A 19,407-nucleotide genomic window follows, 5' to 3' on the forward strand; every position below is an offset into this window, starting at 1 on the left:
ACTATCTATCAGGCAGGCTCCCTGATAATTTACGCCCGACGACTTCCGGGGAGGAGCACAGACATGAGTGACAAGGGCGAGGTGCGGCGCGCCCGGTGCGCCGTGGCGGCCGTGTTCGCCGTGCACGGCGCCGTGACCGGCTCCTTCGCGACCCGCGTGCCCTGGATTCAGGACCACGCCTCGCTCAGCGCGGGCCGGCTGGGCTTCGCGCTGGCCTTCACCGCGCTCGGCGCCTCGTGCGCGATGCCGCTGGCGGGCCGGATCAGCCACCGCTTCGGCAGCCGTACGGCGCTGCGCGGGCTGCTCGCGCTGTGGACGCTCTCGCTGATCCTGCCGTCCCTGGCGCCGAACCTGCCGACCCTGTGCCTGGCGATGTTCGCCTACGGCGCCTGCGCGGGCATGGCGGACGTGGCGATGAACGCGCTCGGGGTCGAGGTCGAACGGCGGCTCGGCAAGTCGATCATGTCGGGGCTGCACGGCATGTGGAGTGCGGGCGCGCTCACCGGCTCGGCGGCCGGCACGCTCGCCGCCCACCTCGGCGCGGACGCGCGCACCCACTTCCTGCTGGCCTCGGCCGTCCTCACGGTGCTCGGCGCGCTCGCCTGCTCCTGGGTGCTGGACCTGCAGCCCACCGAGGACGAGGAGCCGCCGCCGCGGTTCGCGCTGCCGCCCCGCTCCGCGCTGCTGATCGGCATGGTCGGCTTCTGCGCGGTGTTCGCGGAGGGGGCGAGCCTGGACTGGTCGGCGGTGTTCCTGCGGGACCGGCTGGACAGCTCGGCCGCGCTGGCGGCGGCGTCGACCACCGGGTTCATGCTGACGATGGCCCTGGCCAGGATCGCCGGCGACGCGGTGGTGAACCGGTTCGGCGCGGTGCGCACGGTCCGCGCCGGCGGCGTCCTCGCGGTGCTCGGCGGGCTGCTGGTGGTGGTCGCCGGGCAGCCGGCGGTGGCGATGGGCGGCTTCGCCCTGATGGGGCTCGGCATCGCGGTGGTCGTACCGCTGTGCTTCGCCGCCGCCGGGCACGCGGGACCCAACCCCAGCCAGGCCATCGCCGGTGTGGCGACCATCACCTACACCTCGGGGCTCGTCGCGCCCAGCCTGATCGGCGGGGTGGCCCAGGCGACCAGCCTGGTGGTCTCGTTCGGCGTGGTGACGGCGCTGGCGTGCGGGCTCGCGCTGTGCGCGGGCGTGCTGCGCAGCGCCGAGCGCGGGCCCGCGCGGGAGGTCAGTCCGCGGGTCGCAGCAGCTCCCGGGCAACACTCCTGAAGCCCTCGCTCCACGGCGCCGGGCGCAGGGTCGCCGCGTCCAGCCGGACCAGCACCCGGGCGCCCCGGGCGTAGGTCTCGGCGCCGTCGGCCGAGCAGAAGCGGAAGCCGTAGGTCAGCCCGGTGGTGCCGAGCCGGTCCAGCCACAGGTGCACGGCGTAGCGGCCGGGGCGTGTGACCGGCGCCTCGTAGCCGATGCGCAGCTCGCGCACCGCGTTGCAGGCGTCCCCGGCCGCCACCCAGTCGCCGTCGAAGCGGATGCCGTGCGCGTGCCACAGCTCGGTCCAGGCGCGCTCGACCAGCAGCGGGTAGCGGGCGTTGTGCAGCAGTCCGAGCGCGTCGAGGTCGTCGAAATGGACGGTGACGGGGACCAGCCGGCCGTAGGAGACGGCGGGGGCGGGGGCGGCTTCGACGGTCACGGGTGGAGCTCCTGAGCGAGGCGAACGGGGTGGCACCCCTGGCACGGGCGACATACTAAGCGACCGCTCAGCGGCCCCTCCATGGGGCCCGGGCGGTGGCCGTGTGCGCGGGCCGCGTCGGCGACCAGCGACAATGGTGCGGATAGCCCTGCGGCTACCCCCGGTCACACACTCCCCCCGGCAAGAAAGCGAAACCCCACCATGGACCTCGGCGTGCGCTGGAAACTGCACGGTGACGGGCGCACGCCCGCGCCCGGAGCGGTGGTACGGCCCGACGAACGGCTGTCCTGGCCGCGGACGGTCGGCCTCGGCGCCCAGCACGTGGTCGCGATGTTCGGCGCCTCCTTCGTGGCGCCCGTGCTGATGGGCCTGGACCCCAACCTGGCGATCATGATGTCCGGCGTCGCCACGGTGATCTTCCTGCTGGCCACCCGGGGCCGGGTGCCCAGCTACCTCGGCTGCTCCCTGTCGTTCGTCGGAGTGGCCGCCGTCATCCGCGCGCAGGGCGGTTCCAGCGCGACGGTGACCGGCGCCACCCTCGCCGTCGGCGTCGTGCTGTTCCTGGTGGGGCTCGCGGTGCAGCGGTTCGGGGCGCGGATCATCCACGCCGCCATGCCGCCGATCGTCACCGGCGCGGTCGTCATGCTGATCGGCTTCAACCTGGCACCGGTGACCGCGTCCACCTACTGGCCGCAGGACCAGTGGACGGCGATCCTCGTGATGCTGTTCACCGGGCTCGCCGTGGTGTGCCTGCGCGGCTTCTGGTCCCGGATCGCGATCTTCCTCGGCCTGATCTTCGGCTACGGCATCTCCTGGGTCTTCGACCGGGTCTTCGGCAAGATCCACTCCGTGGACGGCAGCGGCAAGCTCACCGACCACTGGCGCCTGGACCTCTCGGGCGTGTCCAAGGCGGACTGGATCGGGCTGCCGCACTTCCACGGGCCGTCCTTCCAGTGGTCGGCGATCCTGGTCGCGCTGCCGGTGGTGATCGCGCTGGTCGCGGAGAACGCGGGCCACGTCAAGGCGGTCGGCGAGATGACCGGCGACCCGCTGGACGACAAGCTGGGCACGGCGATCTCCGCCGACGGCGTCGCCTCCATGCTGTCCACGGCGGTCGGCGGCCCGCCGAACACCACGTACTCCGAGAACATCGGCGTGATGGCCGCGACCCGTGTCTACTCCACCGCCGCCTACTGGGCCGCCGCCGGTTTCGCCCTGCTCTTCGGCCTGTGCCCGAAGTTCGGCGCCGTCGTGGCCGCCATCCCGGGCGGTGTCCTCGGCGGCATCACCGTCATCCTCTACGGCATGATCGGCCTGCTCGGCGCGCAGATCTGGCTCAACGCCAAGGTGGACCTGCGCAACCCGCTGAACCTGGTGCCGGCCGCCGCGGGCATCATCATCGGCGTCGGCAACGTCAGCATGAAGTTCACCGGCAACTTCTCGCTCAGCGGCATCGCCCTCGGCACCGTGGTCGTCATCACCGGCTACCACGCCCTGCGCGCCTTCGCCCCGGCCCACCTGAAGAAGCAGGAACCCCTCCTGGACGAGGGCACCTCCACCTACGACCCGGGGACCCCGCGCACCGAGTCGTAGCGGGACGCGTTCCCCCGTTCCGGCGACCGCGCGGGCCGGTCGGCCCGGCCCGCGCGACGGAGCTGGAAGGCTGCGGGCATGACGCAGCCGGAACAGGTCACCTTCCCCGCGGCACGGGCCGGCGCGACCGTCGACGCGGTCGTCGCCCGGATGCGTGCCCTCGACGCCGTCCTGCCCGCGCGGGACGGCGTCGCCGTCTTCAACCGCGTCTACCTCACCGTCACCGAGGAGATCGGCCGGCGCCTGCGCGGCGGGGAGTTCCCCGATCCCCGGGCGGCCACCGCGCTGGACGTGCGGTTCGCCGAGCGGTACCTGACCGCGGTGGACGCCGACGCGGCGGGCCTGAGGCCGCCCGCCTGCTGGCGGCCGCTGTTCCAGCTGCGCCGCCATCCCGGCGTACGGCCGCTCCAGTTCGCGCTCGCCGGGGTCAACGCACACATCGGGCACGACCTCCCCCTCGCCGTGGTGGACGCCTGCCGGGCCGTCGGCTGTGAACCGGCCGATCTGGAGGACGAGTTCGAGCACGTGGGCGAGATCCTGGTGGTGCTGGAGGAACGGGTGCGCGAAGAGCTGATGCCGGGTCCCGATCTGCTCCAGCTCGCCGACCCGCTCACCCATCTCGTGGGGTCCTGGAGCCTGGAACGGGCCCGGGAGGCCGCCTGGGCGGCCGCCCGCGCGCTGTGGGCGCTGCGGCACCGCCCGGACGTCGCCGGGGAGTTCACCGACCGGCTGGACGCGGTGGCGGGGCTCGCCGGCCGGATGCTGCTGACCCCGCTCGGCCACCGCACCCCACGGCCCCGCTGACCCGCGCTCGGCCACCCCGCTCCACGGCCGTCCGGCCCCCGTCCGGCGCCCGCGCCTCCCGGTCCCGCCGGTCACCGTCCGGTTGCCCGCCGCGGTGGCCGGAAACCGCCCCTGGCGCGTCCTCCCCGGAACAGCCCCCGTGGCATGGCACGTTGGCCGCGACGTACCCGAACGCGGAGGAGCAACGCCATGGCGACCCGGCTCGGTCTCGGTCTTCCCCAGATGCGGCAGTACTCGATCGGCAAGGACGTCCCCGACGTGGCGCGCGCCGCCGAGGACATCGGCTACGACAGCCTGTGGGTCTTCGAACGGGCCCTGTTCCCCGAGCCCGCCACCCAGGGGCTGTACGGCATCGACGGCCTGCCCTGGCCCGACGAGTACCGCTCGGTGGCCGAGCCGCTGGTCACCCTCACCCTGGCCGCGGCGGCCACCCGACGGGCCGAACTGGGCACCAGCGTGCTGATCGCGCCGCTGCACCTGCCCTTCCAGCTGGCCAAGGCGCTGGCCTCGCTGGACGCGGCGGCCGGCGGGCGGGTGCTGGCGGGCCTGGGCACCGGCTGGTCCCTGGACGAGTACGCGGCCGCGGGCGTACGGCCGTTCGAGGAGCGCGGCGCGGTGCTGGACGAGATCATCGACGTGTGCCGCGCGGTGTGGGGCCCGGACCCGGTGGCCCACGACGGCCCCCTGACGAAGATCGCCCCGGCCGAGGTGGGGCCCAAACCCGCGCGGCCGATCCCGATCCTGCTGGCCGCGGGCAACCGCCGGGCCTGGCGGCGGCTGGTGGACCGGGCCGACGGCTGGCTGCCGGTGAGCGCCGGGGCCGAGCGGGTCGCGGCGGACTGGCGGCGGCTGCGGGAGCTGGCCGAGGAGCGGGGGCGTACGGAGCCGATCCGCACGGTGCTGCGGGTGAACACCACGCGCCTGCCGAAGCCCTACGAGGGCGCCGACCGGCGGCCGTTCCAGGGCAGCGTCGACCAGATCGTGCAGGACCTGGTGGAGCACGCGGCGATCGGCCTGGACGAGATCCTGATCGACCTCCAGGGCACCGCGCGGGACGCGGCGGAGCTGACGGACGTCGCCGCCGAGGTCTTCGAGAAGGCGCGGGCGGCCGGAGTCTGAGGCCGCCCGCCCGCGCCTTGGCCGTGTCTCCCGGGGAACCCGGTCCCCCGGTCGGTCGCCCGGTCAGTCCTCCGGGAGTTCGACCGGGGCGATCTCGTCGTAGACGTCGCCCGGACCGGGGTTGGTCGCGTCGGTCGCGCCACCGAGGTGGTGCATGACGCCCCAGACGGCGTTCAACGCGGTCTGCACGGCCCCCTCGGCCCAGCCGGCCGTCCAGGAGATGTCGTCGCCGGCCAGGAAGAGGCCCCGCTTGTCCGCGGGCAGCCGGTCCTGCATGAAGTGGGTGAACAGACGCCGCTGGTAGCGGTAGTGGCCGGGCAGGTTGGCCTTGAACGCGCCCATGAAGTAGGGCTCGTTCTCCCAGGAGACGGTCACCGGGTTGCCGATGATGTGCTTCCTGATGTCGACGTTCGGGTAGATCTCGCCGAGCGACTTCAGCATGACCTCCATCCGCTCGTTCGCGGACAGCGGCAGCCACTTCAGGCTGTCGTCGCACCAGGTGTACGACAGGCAGATCACGGCGGGCTTGTCCGGGCCGTCGTCCAGCAGGTAGGTACCGCGGGTCATGCGGTCGGTGAGCGTCATCGACATGACGTCCCGGCCCGTCTCCTCGTCCTTGTCCAGCCAGAACGGCCGGTCGACCGGGACGAAGAGCTTGCTGGACTCCATGTAGTGGGTGCGCTCGATCGCCGTCCAGTGGTCGATCGGGAACAGCGCGTCGTCGCACTGGATCTTGGACAGCAGCATCCAGGACTGCGCGGTGAAGATCGCCGCCCGGTAGGTGCGGATGTCGCCGTCCGCGTCGGTCACGGTGATCCGGTTGCCGGCGGTGCGGTGCAGCCGGGTCACGGCCGGGCGCGGCTCGCCGGCCGGGTGCAGGGACTTCAGCGAGGTGCCGTACGGCCAGTGGACGATCTTCTCCGGCTCGCGCTCCCACAGCCGCAGCGGCAGCTGCTGGGAACCGCCGACGATGCCCCGGTGGTGGTCGTCGGCCTCGGTGTAGACGACGCGCAGGATCTCCAGGATGGAGTTGGGGAAGTCGGTGTCCCAGCCGCCGGTGCCGAAGCCGACCTGGCCGAAGATCTCGCGGTGCCGGAAGGACGCGAACGCCTCCGAGTCGCAGAGGAAGCCGTAGAAGGTCTGGTTGTCCAGCTTCTCGACCAGCTTCGCCCAGATCTCGCGGATGCGCGGCACGTCCCGCTCGCGCATGGCGCGGTTCATGTCGGAGAAGTCGGCGCCCTCCTCCAGGCACTTGTTCCAGGCGTCGGCGACGTCCCGGTACACCTGGGGCAGGTCGTCGATGGTCCTGGCGTAGTGCGTCTCGCCCTTGAGGTCCACGACGGTCGACGGGGTCGCCTCGGCCAGCGGGTTGGGGAACGGCCTGGTCGTCAGGCCGACCAGGTCGATGTAGTGCTGCAGGGCCGTGGAGGACGGCGGGAACCGCATCGCGCCCAGCTCGCAGTTCAGGTCCGCGTCGCAGCCGTCGAAGCCCACCGTACGCAGCCGGCCGCCGAGCTGGTCGGCCTCGTAGACGACGGGCCGCAGGCCCATCTTCATCAGCTCGTAGGCGGCGACGATGCCGGACAGGCCGCCGCCGATGATCGCGACCTCGGTGCCGTGCTCGGTCGCGGGGATCTGCCCGAGGCCCGCCGGGTGGGCGAGGAAGTCGTCGTAGGCGTAGGGGAAGTCCGGGCCGAACATGGTGATCGGCGGCTGCTGCGCGTCGGTGTGCTCGACCGCGTTGGGCACCGTGGACGTCATGGGGTACGGACTCCTTGCACGAAGAACTCTGGTAAAGCCGAGGGGGGTTGGCGGACGTCAGACGAGGGACCCGTACAGGCCGGGGCGGCGGTCCGTCAGATAGGGGTTGGCCGCGCGGGAGGCGGCCAGGAAGGCGGGGTCGGCGTCGGCGCACACCAGCTGCTCGGCGCGCCCCGCGCGGGTGCGGGCGACACCGTCGGGCCCGGCGAGGACGGACAGCCCGACGAACTCGAACTCCCCTTCCACACCGACCCGGTTGACGTAAGCGACGTACATCTGGTTCTCGAAGGCGCGCACCGGGATCATCGACTCGGCGACGAACTGGTAGGGGTGCATCTGCGCGGTCGGCACCAGCAGCAGGTCGGTGCCGGCCAGCGCGTGGGCGCGGACGTTCTCCGGGAACTCGACGTCGTAGCAGATCAGCAGGCCGACGGTGAGGCCGTTCAGCTCGGCCTGGACGAGCTGCCGCTCGCCCGGGGTGAAGTGCTCGCGCTCGAAGCAGCCGAACAGGTGCGTCTTGCGGTAGTTGGCGAGCCGGGTGCCGTCGGCGGAGATCAGCTGGACGGAGTTGTGGACGGCATCGCCGGCCCGCTCCGGGTAGCCGTAGGCGATCGCGACACCGTGCCGTGCGGCGATCTCCGCCACGGCGTCGGCGGACTCGCCGTCGGCGCCCTCGGCGAGACGCCCGACGGCGTCGCCGATCGCGTAGCCGGTGAGGAACATCTCCGGGGTGGTCAGCAGCGCGGCGCCCGAGGCGGCGGCCCGGCCCGCGGCCTCGTCCAGGACCGCGAGGTTCCCGGCGACGGAGCCGGGGCGGCCGGAGCTCTGGAGCAGGGCGGTGCGCATGCGTCTACCTCACCGGTCACGGAGGGGGTTCGGGGTCAGGTAGACGGTACGGTCGGCGCGCTCGGCCGGACAAGGAGCAGCCGTTGCGCGCGGGTACGCGGTTCGTTGCGTGCGAGGAGGGTGGGGCGGCGATTCGTTGCGCGCTCCGGCGAACCCGCGGCCGGTCCCGGTGCGGATCGGCCGTCCGCGGTCCGCCGGTGGGCCGCCCGGGGCGCCGGCGGGCGCCCCGGCGCGCGGGCGGAGCGGGGTTACTTGCCGGTGCCGACCGGGTCGACGGTGATGCCGGGGCCGCCCTCGGTGACGGGCACGTTGACGCCGGCCTGGAGGACGGTGGAGTGGGTCTCGTTCGGCGGCGTGACGACGAGCTGGGTGAAGGTCACGCCGGAGCCGCCGGAGTTGTTCGGCGGGTAGTGCAGGGTGAAGCGGGTCTCCGCGCCCGGCTGCAGGGTGACCACCGGGGCGGCGAGCTTGCTGCGGGAGGCGCTGACGGCGCCGTCCTTGCCCTTCAGGTCGACGCCCGGGAAGCCGTGCAGGGTGCAGTTGGCCGAGCCGGTGTTCTTCATGTTGACGATCAGTTCGCCCTCGGCCATCGCGCCGGAGGTGCTGAACGCCAGGTGGGCGGTGGTGCAGCCGGCGCCGGACGCGCGGCCGGCGCCCGTGGCGGCGTGCCCGCCGCTCGTCTGCCCGCCGCTCGTCTGGCCGCCGTTGCGGCCGGTGCCGGTGGAGCCGCCGTTGCCGCCCGAGCCCTGGGAGGGGCTGCTCTGCGTGCCGGAGCCCTGGGTGTCGGAGGCGCCCGAGGCGGCGCTGGACGCGGAGGAGTCGCTGCCGCCCGAGGAGCCGCTGTCGCTGCCGCCGCAGGCGGTGAGGGACAGGCCGGCGGCGACGGCGACGGCGAGCAACGAGAACTTCTGGACGCGCATGGTTCCCCTTAAGCGGTACGGGCGACGTGCTGCTGTGTGAGACACGCGCGGCCGGGGTGGGGTTCCGGTCGACACCGGTCCCCTACACGGCTGTTACAAACACTAGATTTCGCGCAGCCGGTCCACGATCTCCCGCAGCAGCCCGGGGTCGGCCGCCGCACCGCCGGCCGGGACCCGGTGGGGCGGGTCGATACGGACGAGGCCCGCCTCGGCCAGGTCGCCGAGCAGCACCCTGACCACGGTCAGGGGCAGGTCGGCGTCCGCGGCCAGCTCCGCGACCGGGCGCGGGCCGCGCCGGACCAGTTCCAGCAGGGCGGCGCCCGCGTGGTCGACGCCGGACCCGGCGGCGTCCGTGTCCAGGACGGTGACCCGGGACATCAGGTCGATGGCATACCGGTCCGAGGGCCGGGTGCGGCCCCGGGTCACCGTGTAGGGGCGCACCATCGACCCGGTCTCGTCCGGCAGCCCGCCCCGGCTCTATCCGGGCGCCCCCGAGGAGAACCGGCGCAGCAGCGGCGACAGCACCAGCACGGACTTGGTCCGCTCCACGAACGGCTCCCCCGCGATCCGCTCCAGCACCCGCTCGAAGTGCCGCATGTCCGACGCGAAGACCTGGGCGATGGCGTCCGCGTCCCCGGTGACGGTGGACGCGGCCACCACCTCCTGGTACCGCTCCAGCCCCCGCTGGATGGTCTCCGGCGAGGTGTTCCGCCGGCAGTGGATCTCGATGTACCCCTCGGTCTCCCAGCCGAGCGCCGCCGGATCCACCCGTACGGTGAATCCGGTGATGGCTCCGGTGGCCCGCAGCCGGTCCACTCGGCGTTTGACCGCGGGCGCGGACAGTCCGACCAGTTGCCCGATGTCCGCGTAGGAGCGGCGGGCGTCCTCGGCGAGGGCGTGCACGATGCGTTCGTCGAGATCGTTCAGCACAGGGGGTGGTTCACTTACTTCTTCGGTGGGTTCACTTCTCTGCCGCCGCCGCGAGGCCCGCACCGGTCGCGAGGCGGGAGCGGCGGAAGCCGTACACGAAGTAGAACACGAGCCCGACCACCAGCCAGACACCGAACACCGTCCAGGTCACGGCGGACAGGCTGCCCATCATCCACACGCAGAAGACGAAGCCCAGCGCGGGCAGCAGCGGCGACAGCGGCACCCGGAAGCCGCGCCGCATGTTCGGCCGGGTCCGGCGCAGCACCACGACCGCCACGTTGACGAGGGCGAAGGCGAACAGCGTGCCGATGCTGGTGGCGTCGGCCAGCTGCCCCAGCGGGATCGCGGCCGCCAGGATGCCGCAGAACAGGGACACGATGACGGTGTTCGCCCGCGGGGCGCCGCTCTTCGGGTGGACCCGGGCGAAGACCTTGGGCATCAGACCGTCGCGGGACATGGCGAACAGGATGCGGGTCTGGCCGTAGAGCACGGTCAGCACCACGCTGGCGATGGCGATGACGGCGCAGAAGGCCAGCAGGGTGGCCCAGAAGCTCTGCCCGGTGACGTCCTTCATGATCTGGGCGAGGGCGGCCTCGGAGTCGTTGAACGACCGCCAGGGACGCGCGCCGACCGCGACGGCGGCGACCAGCACGTACAGGCCCGTCACGATGACCAGCGACAGCATGATCGCGCGGGGCAGGTCGCGCTGCGCGTTCTTCGCCTCCTCGCCGGCGGTGGAGGCGGCGTCGAAGCCGATGTAGGAGAAGAACAGCGTGGCCCCGGCCATGCTGACACCCGACATCCCGAGCGGCATGAACGGCGTGTAGTTGTGCGCCTTGAAGCCCATGAAGCCGATGGCGCAGAAGAGGACCAGCGCGGCGATCTTCACGCACACCATGACGGTGTTGGCCCGCGCGGACTCCTTGGCGCCGCCGAGCAGGAACACCATGGCGAGCAGGACGACGATCAGCGCGGGCAGGTTGAAGACGCCGCCGTGGCCGGGCGGCGCGGACAGCGCCGCCGGGACGGTGACGCCGATGGTGCCGTGCAGCAGCTCGTTCAGGTACTGGCCCCAGCCGACGGCCACGGCGGCGACCGAGACGCCGTACTCCAGGAGCAGGCACCAGCCGCAGACCCAGGCGATCAGCTCACCCATCGTTGCGTATGCGTACGAGTAGGAGGAGCCGGAGACCGGGATGGTGCCGGCCAGTTCGGCGTAGGACAGGGCCGAGAACAGCGCGGTGAGGCCGGCGATCACGAAGGACAGGGTGACGGCCGGCCCGGCCTTGGGGACCGCCTCGCCGAGCACCACGAAGATGCCGGTGCCGAGCGTGGCACCGATGCTGATCATGGTCAGCTGCCACAGTCCGAGGGACCGCCGCAGCGACCCGCCCTCGCCCTTGCCGCCCTCGGCGACCAGCAGTTCCACGGGCTTGCGGCGCATCAGGCGGGCGCCGAGGCGCGGGACGGCCGGGGCCGGCGATGTCTGGTTCTGCGGCGGGGCGCCGTGATCGAGCACGCGCTGGCTCCTCGTTCGATGCGGTCGACGCGCTTGCCGCCGCCGATGCCGTGGTGGCGCCGAAGACAGCTTCTGACGCCGGGTACAGCGCAGCACACTACGAGGCGGGCCTTCGCGGAGGTAATGCAGCAACCTTGCGTACACCCGCACGATCGTTGCGTTCCACCGTACGGCACGGCGGAACGTTGCGCTCCGGGTGCCAAACGTTGCGCAACCGCCGCACATCGGGCCGGGCCGGACAGGAGTGGCGAGAGCGGATATGCCGACGGCCCCCGCCGCTCCCACCAGGGGGAACGACGGGGGCCGCCGGGTGCGGAAAGGGGTCAGCTCCAGCTGGCGTGCAGCGGCTTGCCCTCGGCGTAGCCGGCCGCGCTCTGGATGCCGACGATGGCCCGCTCGGCGAACTCCTCCAGGGAGCCCGCGCCGGCGTAGGTGCAGGAGGAGCGGACGCCCGCGATGATCGAGTCGATCAGGTCCTCGACGCCCGGGCGGGCCGGGTCGAGGAACATCCGCGAGGTGGAGATGCCCTCCTCGAACAGCGCCTTGCGGGCGCGGTCGTACGACGACTCCTCCGACGTGCGGTTGCGCACCGCGCGCGCCGAGGCCATGCCGAACGACTCCTTGTAGGGGCGGCCGTTCGCGTCGTGCTGCAGGTCGCCCGGGGACTCGTAGGTACCGGCGAACCAGGAGCCCACCATCACGTTGGAGGCACCGGCGGCCAGGGCCATGGCCACGTCGCGCGGGTGCCGGACGCCGCCGTCGGCCCACACGTGCTTGCCGTACTTGCGCGCCTCGGCGGCGCACTCCAGCACCGCGGAGAACTGCGGGCGGCCCACGCCGGTCATCATCCGGGTGGTGCACATGGCGCCGGGGCCCACACCGACCTTGACGATGTCCGCGCCCGCCTCGATCAGGTCCCTGACGCCCTCGGCGGAGACGATGTTGCCCGCGGCGATGGGCACCTGCGGGTCGAGGGCCCGCACCACCTTGATCGCGTTGATCATCGACTCCTGGTGGCCGTGCGCGGTGTCGATGACGAGGGTGTCCACGCCCGCGTCGAGCAGCTGCTTGGCCTTGCCCGCCACATCGCCGTTGATGCCGACGGCGGCGGCGATGCGCAGCCTGCCCTCGGCGTCCACGGCCGGGGTGTACAGGGTGGCGCGCAGGGCGCCCTTGCGGGTGAGGATGCCGGCCAGCCTGCCGTCCTTGTCGACGGCCGGGGCGTAGCGCCGGTTGTGGGTGTCGAGGGTGGTGAAGGCCTCGCGGGGGTCGATGTCTGCGTCCAGCAGGAGCAGGTCCTTGGACATGACCACTTCGAGCTGGGTGAAGCGGTCGACGCCGGTGAGGTCCTCGTCGGTGACGACACCGATGGGGCGCTGGTTCTCGTCGACGACCACACCGGCGTTGTGCGCCCGCTTGGGCAGCAGCGCGAGGGCGTCCGCGACGGTCTGGTGCGGGGCCAGCACGATCGGGGTGTCCAGCACCAGGTGGCGGCTCTTGACCCAGGAGACGACCTCGGTGACCACGTCGATCGGGATGTCCTGCGGGATGACCACCAGGCCACCGCGGCGGGCCACCGTCTCGGCCATGCGCCGTCCGGCGATGGCGGTCATGTTGGCGACGACGAGCGGGATGGTGGTTCCCGTGCCGTCCGGCGAGCTGAGGTCCACACCCTGCCGCGAGCCCACCGCGGAGCGGCTCGGCACCATGAACACGTCGTCGTACGTCAGGTCGTACGTGGGCCGGATGTCATTGAGGAAACGCACGTGCTGCACATCCCAGTCGTTCAGAGGCGACCCCCCGACGGGTGCGCCGAGGGGAAAAGAGCACGTACTTCATTCTCCCATGCCGTCCCCCCACCCATCCCCGGTCAAAACCTCCAGGCTCCCCCAGGACCGTTCGGAGGATCCACCGAATCCGGGCCGGTACGATCACCCAGCCGGCCCGGCGAGTCCCGGCGGACCTGCTCCACGGTCCGTACGCGAGGCGAGGGCGCGTCGAGGGGGAGAGTCGGGGGGACGGGCCGATGGGCGACGACAAGCGCGCCGTGCTGTTCGCCGCGCGGTCGCAGAACGCGCTGCACCGGCTCCTCGACACGCTCCCCGTCTTCGCGGGCGACGACCGTGTCCAGCGCTGTTTCACCCTGGTTCCCGGCTCCGAGTTCTCCGCGGACGCCCTGCGCGGCCTGGAGCGGGCGGGCGGACGCGTCCTGCCCTGGGCCGAGGCGGTGGGCCGGACCTTCGCGCTGATCCTCGCCGCGAGCCCCAAGGGCGATCTCCAGGCCCTGCACGGCCCGCGCGTGCTGCTCCCGCACGGCGCCGGATTCAACAAGTCGGTGCCCGGCGAGGGCACCGAGGACTCCGCCTCCGGACTCGACCCCGCCCATCTGCTGCTGCCCGACGGCACCCCGCTCGCCACCCGCTGTCTGCTCTCCCACCCCGGGCAGATCGCACGGCTGGCATCGGCCGGCCCCGCGGTGACGGCCCGGGCGACGGTCGTCGGCGATCCGCTCCTGGAACGGTTCCTGGAGTCGCAGGACCACCGCGACCGCTACCGCGCCGCGCTCGGCACGGGCGCCCGCACCCTCGTCGTGCTGTTCTCGACCTGGGGCCCGGAGTCCCTGATCGGCCGCCGTCCCGGGCTGCCCGCCGAACTGGCCGCCGCGCTGCCCCACGACGAGTACCAGCTGGCCCTGGTGCTCCATCCCAACGAGCGCGCCCGCCGCGGAACGCTCGACCTGGCCGAGTACCTGGAACCCGCCCGCCGGGCCGGGCTGGTCCTGCCCGCGACGCACGAGGAGTGGGCGTCGGTCGCCATCGCGGCGGACGTGCTGATCACCGACCACGGCTCGGCGGCCCTGTACCCGGCGGCGCTGGACCGTCCACTGCTCGGCGCCTACGACGGCGGGAGGGAACTGCTGCCCGGCACCCCGATGGCCGACCTCCTCGCGCACGTCCCCCGCCTCGCCCCGGACCTTCCCGGCGCGCAGGCGGCGAGCCTGGTGGCGGCGGCTCTGCGCGACCACCTCCCGGGCAGCAGCCGCGCCCTCACGGAACCGGCGTTCGCCGAACAGGGTCAGGCGCTCGACCGGCTCCGGGAGACCGTGTACGACCTGCTGGACCTCGCCCCGCCCGCCCATCCCGTCCTGCCCCGGCTGCTGCCCGACCCGGCCCCCGCGCCGCTCGCGCCCGCCGCCTTCGCCGTCCGTGTCGAGGACGACGGCGGCGGCGTCCTCCGGGTGCTGCGCCATCCCGCCCATCTCGTGCCGCCCGCGCCCGCTCACCACGTGGCCGCCGAAGTGGGCACCGCACACCGGCGGTTCACCCGCGGCGCCGGGCTGCTGCACCGCCGTGCGGGCGGCCACCCCGGCGCGCCGACGGAACCGGCGGACGAATGGACCCTGCGGATCCTGGCGGACCACCCCGGCGGCCGGCGCAGCGCCGCGGTCGTCGTCTCCGCCACCCACTGCCTGCTGCGCCCGCACTCCGGCCCCCTGCTGTCCCTGCGCATCACGCCGCACGGAGCGGAGCGACGGCCCACGGTGGTCGACCCGGTACCCGTCCTGTCCGCGGTGCACGCCGCGCTCCTCGACGGCGAGGAGGTCACGCGGCTGCGACTGGTGTGCGCGGTAGGCCCCTACGCGGTGGAGGTCCGGACGGCCCGGGCGACGGCGGCGGAGGCGGCGACGGCGGTGTGACGCGAGCGGGTTGTACCTACGGAGAGTTGACAGGCCGTCAGGCGAGATGTCCGCGCATCCCCTCACCCCAACGCCAACGCCACCGTGACCGGCGCCGGGCCCTCGCTCGCCTCGGTGAGGATCTCGTGGGCCAGCCGCCACTCGTCGGGACGGGCGTGCGCGTACGGTGCCCAGCCCGTGACGACGAGCAGCAGTCCGCGGTCGGCCGCCGCGGTCGGCCAGACGGAGGGGTCGCAGAGGCTGTCCAGGAGCGCGTCCCAGTTGCGGCCGAACCAGTCGGGCAGGGCGAGGGCCGCCGCCACCGCGTCCATCAGGGCGGCCTTGTCCACGACCCGGGAGAGGTCCAGGGCGACGACCGCGCGGTCCGCGAGTTGCCTGGTCATCTCAGCACCGCCCGGAACGAGTTGTAGTGGTCACCGGTGTAGTAGAACTCCCCGCCCTGCCCCGTGATGATGCGGCGCGCCCCGCGGTCGTGCGAGCCGGGCGTCGGCACCGTGTACTCGTGGTAGTAGCCGCGCTGGTGCTTCGGCAGGTGTCTCTCGTAGTTCCCGAAGACGATCCCGTCGCGGGAGTACGGGTAGGGCCCGCCCCGGTCGATCAACGCCAGGGTCCGCCGGGCCTCGGCGGGCAGCCGGGACTCGGGCACGGTGGCCATGCCCTTGGCCCACCCGGGGGTGGCCACGGCGGTGGACGACGGGCCGCCGCCCGTCCCCGCACCGGCGCCGGTGCCCGTGCTCGTACCCGCGCCGCATCCGGCGAGCAGCACGGCGAGGACGACCAGCAGTCCCGCGAGCACACGGGACGGGGCCCGGCCGGGCGCCCGGGACCATCGGAACTTCAGGGGAACGTACCGCGACGACATGCCGACGATGCTTTCACGGCGGGCCGCCCCGGACGACCCGTGCCCCGCGGAAGGCGGCGGAGGCGGGGGCGGCCGGCGGCCGTCTCGTCCGCCCCCCGTCCCCGCTCACCGCCGCTTCACTGCCCGTCGGGGTCCTGCCGGCTGAGCGCGGCCTTCGGCGTCGGTCCCGCGGTCATCAGGTAGTCCGCGGCCGAGGTGTCCGTGACCAGGCTGGTGACCAGCCCGGAGCGCAGCACCGCGTCGATCGCCGCCGCCTTGCGCTGACCGCCGGCGATCGCCACGACCTCGGGGATGCGGCGCAGCTGGTCGGCCTTGACGGTGATGCACCGCTCCCCCAGGTCCCGCCCGATCCGGCGGCCCTCGGCGTCGAAGAGGTGCGCGGCCATCTCGGCGGCGACACCGAGCGAGGCGTAGTGGGCCCGCTCCTCGTCGCTGAGCATGTCGTGCACCGTCGAGATGCCCGGCTCCCAGGAACCGATGGAGACGCAGGCGACCGTGACCTTGTCGAAGTACTCGAAGGCGCGGGCGATCCCGGTCTGGTTGCGCAGGGCCGCCGCGGTGGCCGCGTCCGGCAGCAGCATCGGCGCGTAGATCGGGTGGGCGTCGCCGCCCGAGACCTGGGCGGCGCGGCGCACGGCCTCGACCGAGCCGCGCTCCGAGGTGCCGGCGTCGTACACACCGGTCAGCTGCACCACCGTGCACGGCGGCAGCCGGTCGAGCGCGGCCGCCATGTGAATGGTGGACCGACCCCAGGCCAGCCCCAGCACGTCCCCCTCGTTGACCAGCTCGCCGAGCAGGTCGGCCGCGACCTCGCCGAGGTTCTCCGGGTCGGGGGTCTCCTCGGCCTCCGCCGGGGACTCGACCACGACGGCGTGCCTCAGGCCGTAGCGGGCGCGGAGCGCGTCGGAGCGCTCGGCGTCCAGCTCGGCCGGCACACGGATCTCGATGCGTACGAGATCCCGTTCGAGAGCGGTCTCCAGGACCCGGGCCACCTTGAAGCGGCTGACGCCGAACTCCTCCGCGATCTGGATCTTGGACTTGCCCTCGAGGTAGAAGCGGCGGGCCATGGCCGCCGCCTGGACCAGCTCAGCGGGTCCCATCCGCATGGCTGACCGGCCCGCCGACATACCCGACACGGCGATCTCCTCACTGCTGTTCACACTCTGGATTCGCCGTTCATCCTTGCAGATTCGGCGCAACTGATCCGCCCTGATGGGCGGCGTTCTCTCAACCGTTCACGCAGCCGTGGCTCAGTGGTCGCATGCCCAGGACGCCCCGGCGGTGGCCGTCTCCGCCTGGGCGCGCAGGGCGCGCACCGCGTCCGCCGGGTCCTTCGCCCCGTAGACCGCCGAGCCGGCGACGAACACGTCCGCGCCCGCCTCCGCGCACCGCTCGATCGTGGTGGCCGAGACACCGCCGTCGACCTGCAACCAGAGCTGGAGGCCGTGCTTGCCGATCAGCTCACGGGTGCGACGGATCTTCGGCAGCATGATGTCGAGGAAGGCCTGGCCGCCGAAGCCCGGCTCGACGGTCATGATGAGCAGCATGTCGAGTTCCGGCAGCAGGTCCTCGTACGGCTCGATGGGCGTCGCCGGCTTGAGCGCCATGGAGGCGCGCGCGCCCTTGGCGCGGATCTCGCGGGCGAGACGCACCGGGGCGGCGGCCGCCTCCACGTGGAAGGTGACGGACGAGGCGCCCGCCTCCACGTACTGAGGGGCCCAGCGGTCGGGGTCCTCGATCATCAGGTGGCAGTCCAGCGGGGTGTCCGTCGCACGGGCCAGGGACTCCACCACCGGCACGCCGAGCGTGAGATTGGGGACGAAGTGGTTGTCCATGACGTCGACGTGGAGCCAGTCGGCGCCCTGGACAGCCTTGGCCTCCTCCGCCAGGCGGGCGAAGTCGGCGGACAGGATGCTGGGGTTGATCTGCACGGCCATGCCCCAAGCCTGCCATGTCCGGAGCACTGATGTTCGCGCCGGTCCACAGGTGAGACCGTTCATCACACTGATCTGCCGTTTGTCTGATGTTCCGGACGCCCCTGTGGATAACCGAGGGCGACGAACCCGGCGCACGCGGTGAAATGGTGCCGCGCGGCTGCTCCGCGACCGTCAGCCGGCGGTCTTGCGGATCAGCGCCAGGTACATCGCGTCGGTGCCGTGCAGATGCGGCCACAACTGGATGTCCGGCCCCTCGCCGAGCGCGGGGACGCCGGGCAGCAGCGGACGGGCGTCGATCAGTTCGGTGTCCGGGTACTGCTTGAGCACATCGGCGACGACCGCCCGGGTCTCGGCGAGGTGCGGGGAGCAGGTGGCATAGCCGACCACGCCGCCGACGCGCACCGAGTCGAGCGCGGTGCGCAGCAGCGCCCGCTGGAGGGGAGCGAAATTGTCCAGGTCCTCGGGACGCCGGCGCCAGCGGGCCTCGGGCCGCCGCCGCAGCGCGCCCAGCCCGGTGCACGGCACGTCCACCAGCACCCGGTCGAAGCTGCCCGGCCGCCACGGCGGCCGGGTGCCGTCCGCGGCGATCACCTGGTACGGCCCCGGGTTGCCGGCCAGCGCCTTGGCGACCAGCCCGGCCCGGTGCGGCTGCTTCTCCGAGGCGAGCAGCGCGGCACCACGTTCGGCGGCGAGCGCCCCCAGCAGCGCGGCCTTCCCGCCGGGTCCGGCGCACCCGTCGAGCCACCGGGCGTCCGGCCCCTCCAGCGGCGCGTTGGCCAGCGCGAGCGCCACCAGCTGGCTGCCCTCGTCCTGCACCCCGGCGCGCCCCTCGCGCACCGCCTCGACCGCGCCCGGCTCGCCGCCCTCGGCCAGCCGCACGGCGTACGGCGACCAGCGTCCGGGCTCGGCGGCCTCCTCGCGCAGCAGTTCCTCGGTGGTGGCCCGGCCAGGACGCGCCACGAGCGTCACCCGCGGCCGCTCGTTGTCCGCCGCGAGCAGTTCCTCGATGCCGGCACGCCCGCCGCCCAGCGAGTCCCACAGCGCGGAGACGACCCAGCGGGGGTGCGAGTGCACGACGGCGAGGTGGTCCTCGGGATCCTCGTCGTACGGCGGCGCGACCTTCGCGATCCATCCGTCGAGATCGTCCTGCGCCACCTTGCGCAGCACCGCGTTGACGAACTTGGCCCGCCCGTCGCCGAGCACGACCCGGGCGAGTTCCACGGTGGCGGAGACGGCGGCGTGGCTCGGGATCCGCGTCCCCAGCAGCTGGTGCGCGCCCAGGCCGAGCACGTCGAGCACGGGCGGGTCCACCTCGCGCAGCGGCCGGTCCACGCACGCGGCGATCACCGCGTCGTACGTGCCCTGCCGGCGCAGTGTCCCGTACACCAGCTCGGTGGCGAGCGCGGCGTCCCGCGCGTCGAAGTCGCCCTTCTCGCGCGCCTTGCGCAGCAACGGCGGCAGCACGAGATTGGCGTAGGCGTCCCGCTCGTCCACCGCCCGCAGCGCGTCGAAGGCCAGGATGCGGACGGGGTCCTTCTTGGGACGCCGATAGGGCTTGGCGGGCTTACGGCCCCGCCGCGACTGCTCGCTCACGAAAAAGGTGCTCCGGAGGTGAAAGGGGGTGTGCCGCCCAGCCTACGTCGGCGGAGGTGAGCGGGGGTGCGCGGGTGCCGGGGGCCCGCGGGCCCCGGGCCGCGTCGCGGGCCCCGGGGGCCGCCGCGGGAGGCGGCGGGCG

At 73.2% G+C, this 19,407-nt stretch carries 18 protein-coding genes; 5 read left to right on the top strand and 13 right to left on the bottom strand.

Features of this window, described 5'->3' with window-relative positions; all coding sequences use genetic code 11:
- Positions 1-63: 63 nt before the first annotated feature.
- Entirely contained in the window at positions 64-1,266 is a 1,203-nt protein-coding gene (locus ACSP97_RS07230; RefSeq protein ID WP_435644033.1) for an MFS transporter, read from the top strand.
- Here ACSP97_RS07230 and ACSP97_RS07235 read toward each other — a convergent pair.
- Positions 1,226-1,684 carry an acyl-CoA thioesterase gene (locus tag ACSP97_RS07235; RefSeq protein WP_358298679.1) on the bottom strand — a complete coding sequence of 153 codons (459 nt, stop codon included), beginning with the start codon at positions 1,682-1,684 and terminating at the stop codon, positions 1,226-1,228. The two genes, ACSP97_RS07230 and ACSP97_RS07235, sit on opposite strands and share 41 nt — an antisense overlap.
- Before the next feature lie 201 nt (positions 1,685-1,885).
- On the opposite strand from ACSP97_RS07235, the gene ACSP97_RS07240 reads away from it, so the two are divergent.
- From ACSP97_RS07240 to ACSP97_RS07250, 3 genes are all read left to right on the top strand, one after another.
- The gene (locus ACSP97_RS07240) at positions 1,886-3,277 is read left to right on the top strand and encodes a uracil-xanthine permease family protein (RefSeq protein ID WP_355150061.1); all 1,392 of its coding nucleotides are present in this window, start codon (positions 1,886-1,888) and stop codon (positions 3,275-3,277) included.
- Positions 3,278-3,355: 78 nt separating this feature from the next.
- Positions 3,356-4,081, top strand: coding sequence for a DUF5995 family protein (locus ACSP97_RS07245; RefSeq protein WP_358298678.1), 726 nt, complete (start codon positions 3,356-3,358; stop codon positions 4,079-4,081).
- A 189-nt stretch (positions 4,082-4,270) separates the two neighbouring features.
- A complete protein-coding gene (locus ACSP97_RS07250; protein ID WP_440556830.1) occupies positions 4,271-5,200 on the top strand; it encodes a TIGR03619 family F420-dependent LLM class oxidoreductase in 930 nt (309 codons plus the stop codon).
- Between the two features lie 63 nt (positions 5,201-5,263).
- Here the strand turns inward: ACSP97_RS07250 and ACSP97_RS07255 are convergent, their stop codons facing one another.
- From ACSP97_RS07255 to ACSP97_RS07285, 7 genes are all read right to left on the bottom strand, one after another.
- Positions 5,264-6,961, bottom strand: coding sequence for a flavin monoamine oxidase family protein (locus tag ACSP97_RS07255; RefSeq protein WP_355150055.1), 1,698 nt, complete (start codon positions 6,959-6,961; stop codon positions 5,264-5,266).
- A 57-nt stretch (positions 6,962-7,018) separates the two neighbouring features.
- Entirely contained in the window at positions 7,019-7,807 is a 789-nt protein-coding gene (locus ACSP97_RS07260) for a carbon-nitrogen hydrolase family protein (RefSeq protein WP_440556833.1), read from the bottom strand.
- Positions 7,808-8,055: 248 nt separating this feature from the next.
- Positions 8,056-8,727 (bottom strand): DUF4232 domain-containing protein, encoded by a 672-nt coding sequence (locus ACSP97_RS07265; protein WP_440556835.1) that lies wholly within the window; start codon positions 8,725-8,727, stop codon positions 8,056-8,058.
- A 102-nt stretch (positions 8,728-8,829) separates the two neighbouring features.
- Complete coding sequence (locus tag ACSP97_RS07270) at positions 8,830-9,171, bottom strand: DUF742 domain-containing protein (RefSeq protein ID WP_440556837.1); 342 nt, start codon at positions 9,169-9,171, stop codon at positions 8,830-8,832.
- A 33-nt stretch (positions 9,172-9,204) separates the two neighbouring features.
- The gene (locus tag ACSP97_RS07275) at positions 9,205-9,657 is read right to left on the bottom strand and encodes an Lrp/AsnC family transcriptional regulator (RefSeq protein WP_067129751.1); all 453 of its coding nucleotides are present in this window, start codon (positions 9,655-9,657) and stop codon (positions 9,205-9,207) included.
- A gap of 31 nt (positions 9,658-9,688) precedes the next feature.
- On the bottom strand, positions 9,689-11,176 hold the full coding sequence (locus ACSP97_RS07280; protein ID WP_355150045.1) for an amino acid permease: 1,488 nt from the start codon (positions 11,174-11,176) through the stop codon (positions 9,689-9,691).
- 323 nt (positions 11,177-11,499) lie between these two features.
- A complete protein-coding gene (locus tag ACSP97_RS07285) occupies positions 11,500-12,942 on the bottom strand; it encodes a GuaB1 family IMP dehydrogenase-related protein (protein ID WP_355150043.1) in 1,443 nt (480 codons plus the stop codon).
- Between the two features lie 260 nt (positions 12,943-13,202).
- Between ACSP97_RS07285 and ACSP97_RS07290 the strand changes: the two genes are divergently transcribed.
- Positions 13,203-14,873, top strand: a complete 1,671-nt coding sequence (locus ACSP97_RS07290) for a translation initiation factor 2 (protein ID WP_440556840.1) — start codon at positions 13,203-13,205, stop codon at positions 14,871-14,873.
- 62 nt (positions 14,874-14,935) lie between these two features.
- Here the strand turns inward: ACSP97_RS07290 and ACSP97_RS07295 are convergent, their stop codons facing one another.
- From ACSP97_RS07295 to ACSP97_RS07315, 5 genes are all read right to left on the bottom strand, one after another.
- Positions 14,936-15,256 carry a barstar family protein gene (locus ACSP97_RS07295; RefSeq protein WP_358681464.1) on the bottom strand — a complete coding sequence of 107 codons (321 nt, stop codon included), beginning with the start codon at positions 15,254-15,256 and terminating at the stop codon, positions 14,936-14,938.
- Positions 15,253-15,735: a ribonuclease domain-containing protein gene (locus ACSP97_RS07300; protein ID WP_355150037.1), complete on the bottom strand. Its 483-nt coding sequence runs from the start codon at positions 15,733-15,735 to the stop codon at positions 15,253-15,255. The genes ACSP97_RS07295 and ACSP97_RS07300 overlap by 4 nt, the downstream gene beginning before the upstream one ends.
- Positions 15,736-15,851: 116 nt before the next feature.
- Positions 15,852-16,895, bottom strand: coding sequence for a sugar-binding transcriptional regulator (locus ACSP97_RS07305; protein WP_355150035.1), 1,044 nt, complete (start codon positions 16,893-16,895; stop codon positions 15,852-15,854).
- A gap of 90 nt (positions 16,896-16,985) precedes the next feature.
- On the bottom strand, positions 16,986-17,672 hold the full coding sequence (gene rpe, locus ACSP97_RS07310; RefSeq protein ID WP_070030041.1) for a ribulose-phosphate 3-epimerase: 687 nt from the start codon (positions 17,670-17,672) through the stop codon (positions 16,986-16,988).
- A gap of 171 nt (positions 17,673-17,843) precedes the next feature.
- A complete protein-coding gene (locus ACSP97_RS07315) occupies positions 17,844-19,265 on the bottom strand; it encodes an RsmB/NOP family class I SAM-dependent RNA methyltransferase (protein ID WP_382075764.1) in 1,422 nt (473 codons plus the stop codon).
- Positions 19,266-19,407 lie beyond the last annotated feature (142 nt).

Origin of the sequence: Streptomyces sp. SCPE 10 (assembly GCF_051980735.1) — a bacterium.
Lineage (GTDB): Bacteria > Actinomycetota > Actinomycetes > Streptomycetales > Streptomycetaceae > Streptomyces > Streptomyces misionensis.

Excerpts from the sequence above, each read along its gene's own strand:
- ACSP97_RS07270 (WP_440556837.1), bottom strand. The coding sequence starts at position 9,171 with ATGGTGCGCCCCTACACGGTGACCCGGGGCCGCACCCGGCCCTCGGAC.
- ACSP97_RS07265 (WP_440556835.1), bottom strand. The coding sequence starts at position 8,727 with ATGCGCGTCCAGAAGTTCTCGTTGCTCGCCGTCGCCGTCGCCGCCGGC.
- ACSP97_RS07300 (WP_355150037.1), bottom strand. The coding sequence starts at position 15,735 with ATGTCGTCGCGGTACGTTCCCCTGAAGTTCCGATGGTCCCGGGCGCCC.
- ACSP97_RS07260 (WP_440556833.1), bottom strand. The coding sequence starts at position 7,807 with ATGCGCACCGCCCTGCTCCAGAGCTCCGGCCGCCCCGGCTCCGTCGCC.
- ACSP97_RS07290 (WP_440556840.1), top strand. The coding sequence starts at position 13,203 with ATGGGCGACGACAAGCGCGCCGTGCTGTTCGCCGCGCGGTCGCAGAAC.
- ACSP97_RS07255 (WP_355150055.1), bottom strand. The coding sequence starts at position 6,961 with ATGACGTCCACGGTGCCCAACGCGGTCGAGCACACCGACGCGCAGCAG.
- ACSP97_RS07240 (WP_355150061.1), top strand. The coding sequence starts at position 1,886 with ATGGACCTCGGCGTGCGCTGGAAACTGCACGGTGACGGGCGCACGCCC.
- ACSP97_RS07250 (WP_440556830.1), top strand. The coding sequence starts at position 4,271 with ATGGCGACCCGGCTCGGTCTCGGTCTTCCCCAGATGCGGCAGTACTCG.
- ACSP97_RS07295 (WP_358681464.1), bottom strand. The coding sequence starts at position 15,256 with ATGACCAGGCAACTCGCGGACCGCGCGGTCGTCGCCCTGGACCTCTCC.
- ACSP97_RS07245 (WP_358298678.1), top strand. The coding sequence starts at position 3,356 with ATGACGCAGCCGGAACAGGTCACCTTCCCCGCGGCACGGGCCGGCGCG.
- ACSP97_RS07230 (WP_435644033.1), top strand. The coding sequence starts at position 64 with ATGAGTGACAAGGGCGAGGTGCGGCGCGCCCGGTGCGCCGTGGCGGCC.
- rpe (WP_070030041.1), bottom strand. The coding sequence starts at position 17,672 with ATGGCCGTGCAGATCAACCCCAGCATCCTGTCCGCCGACTTCGCCCGC.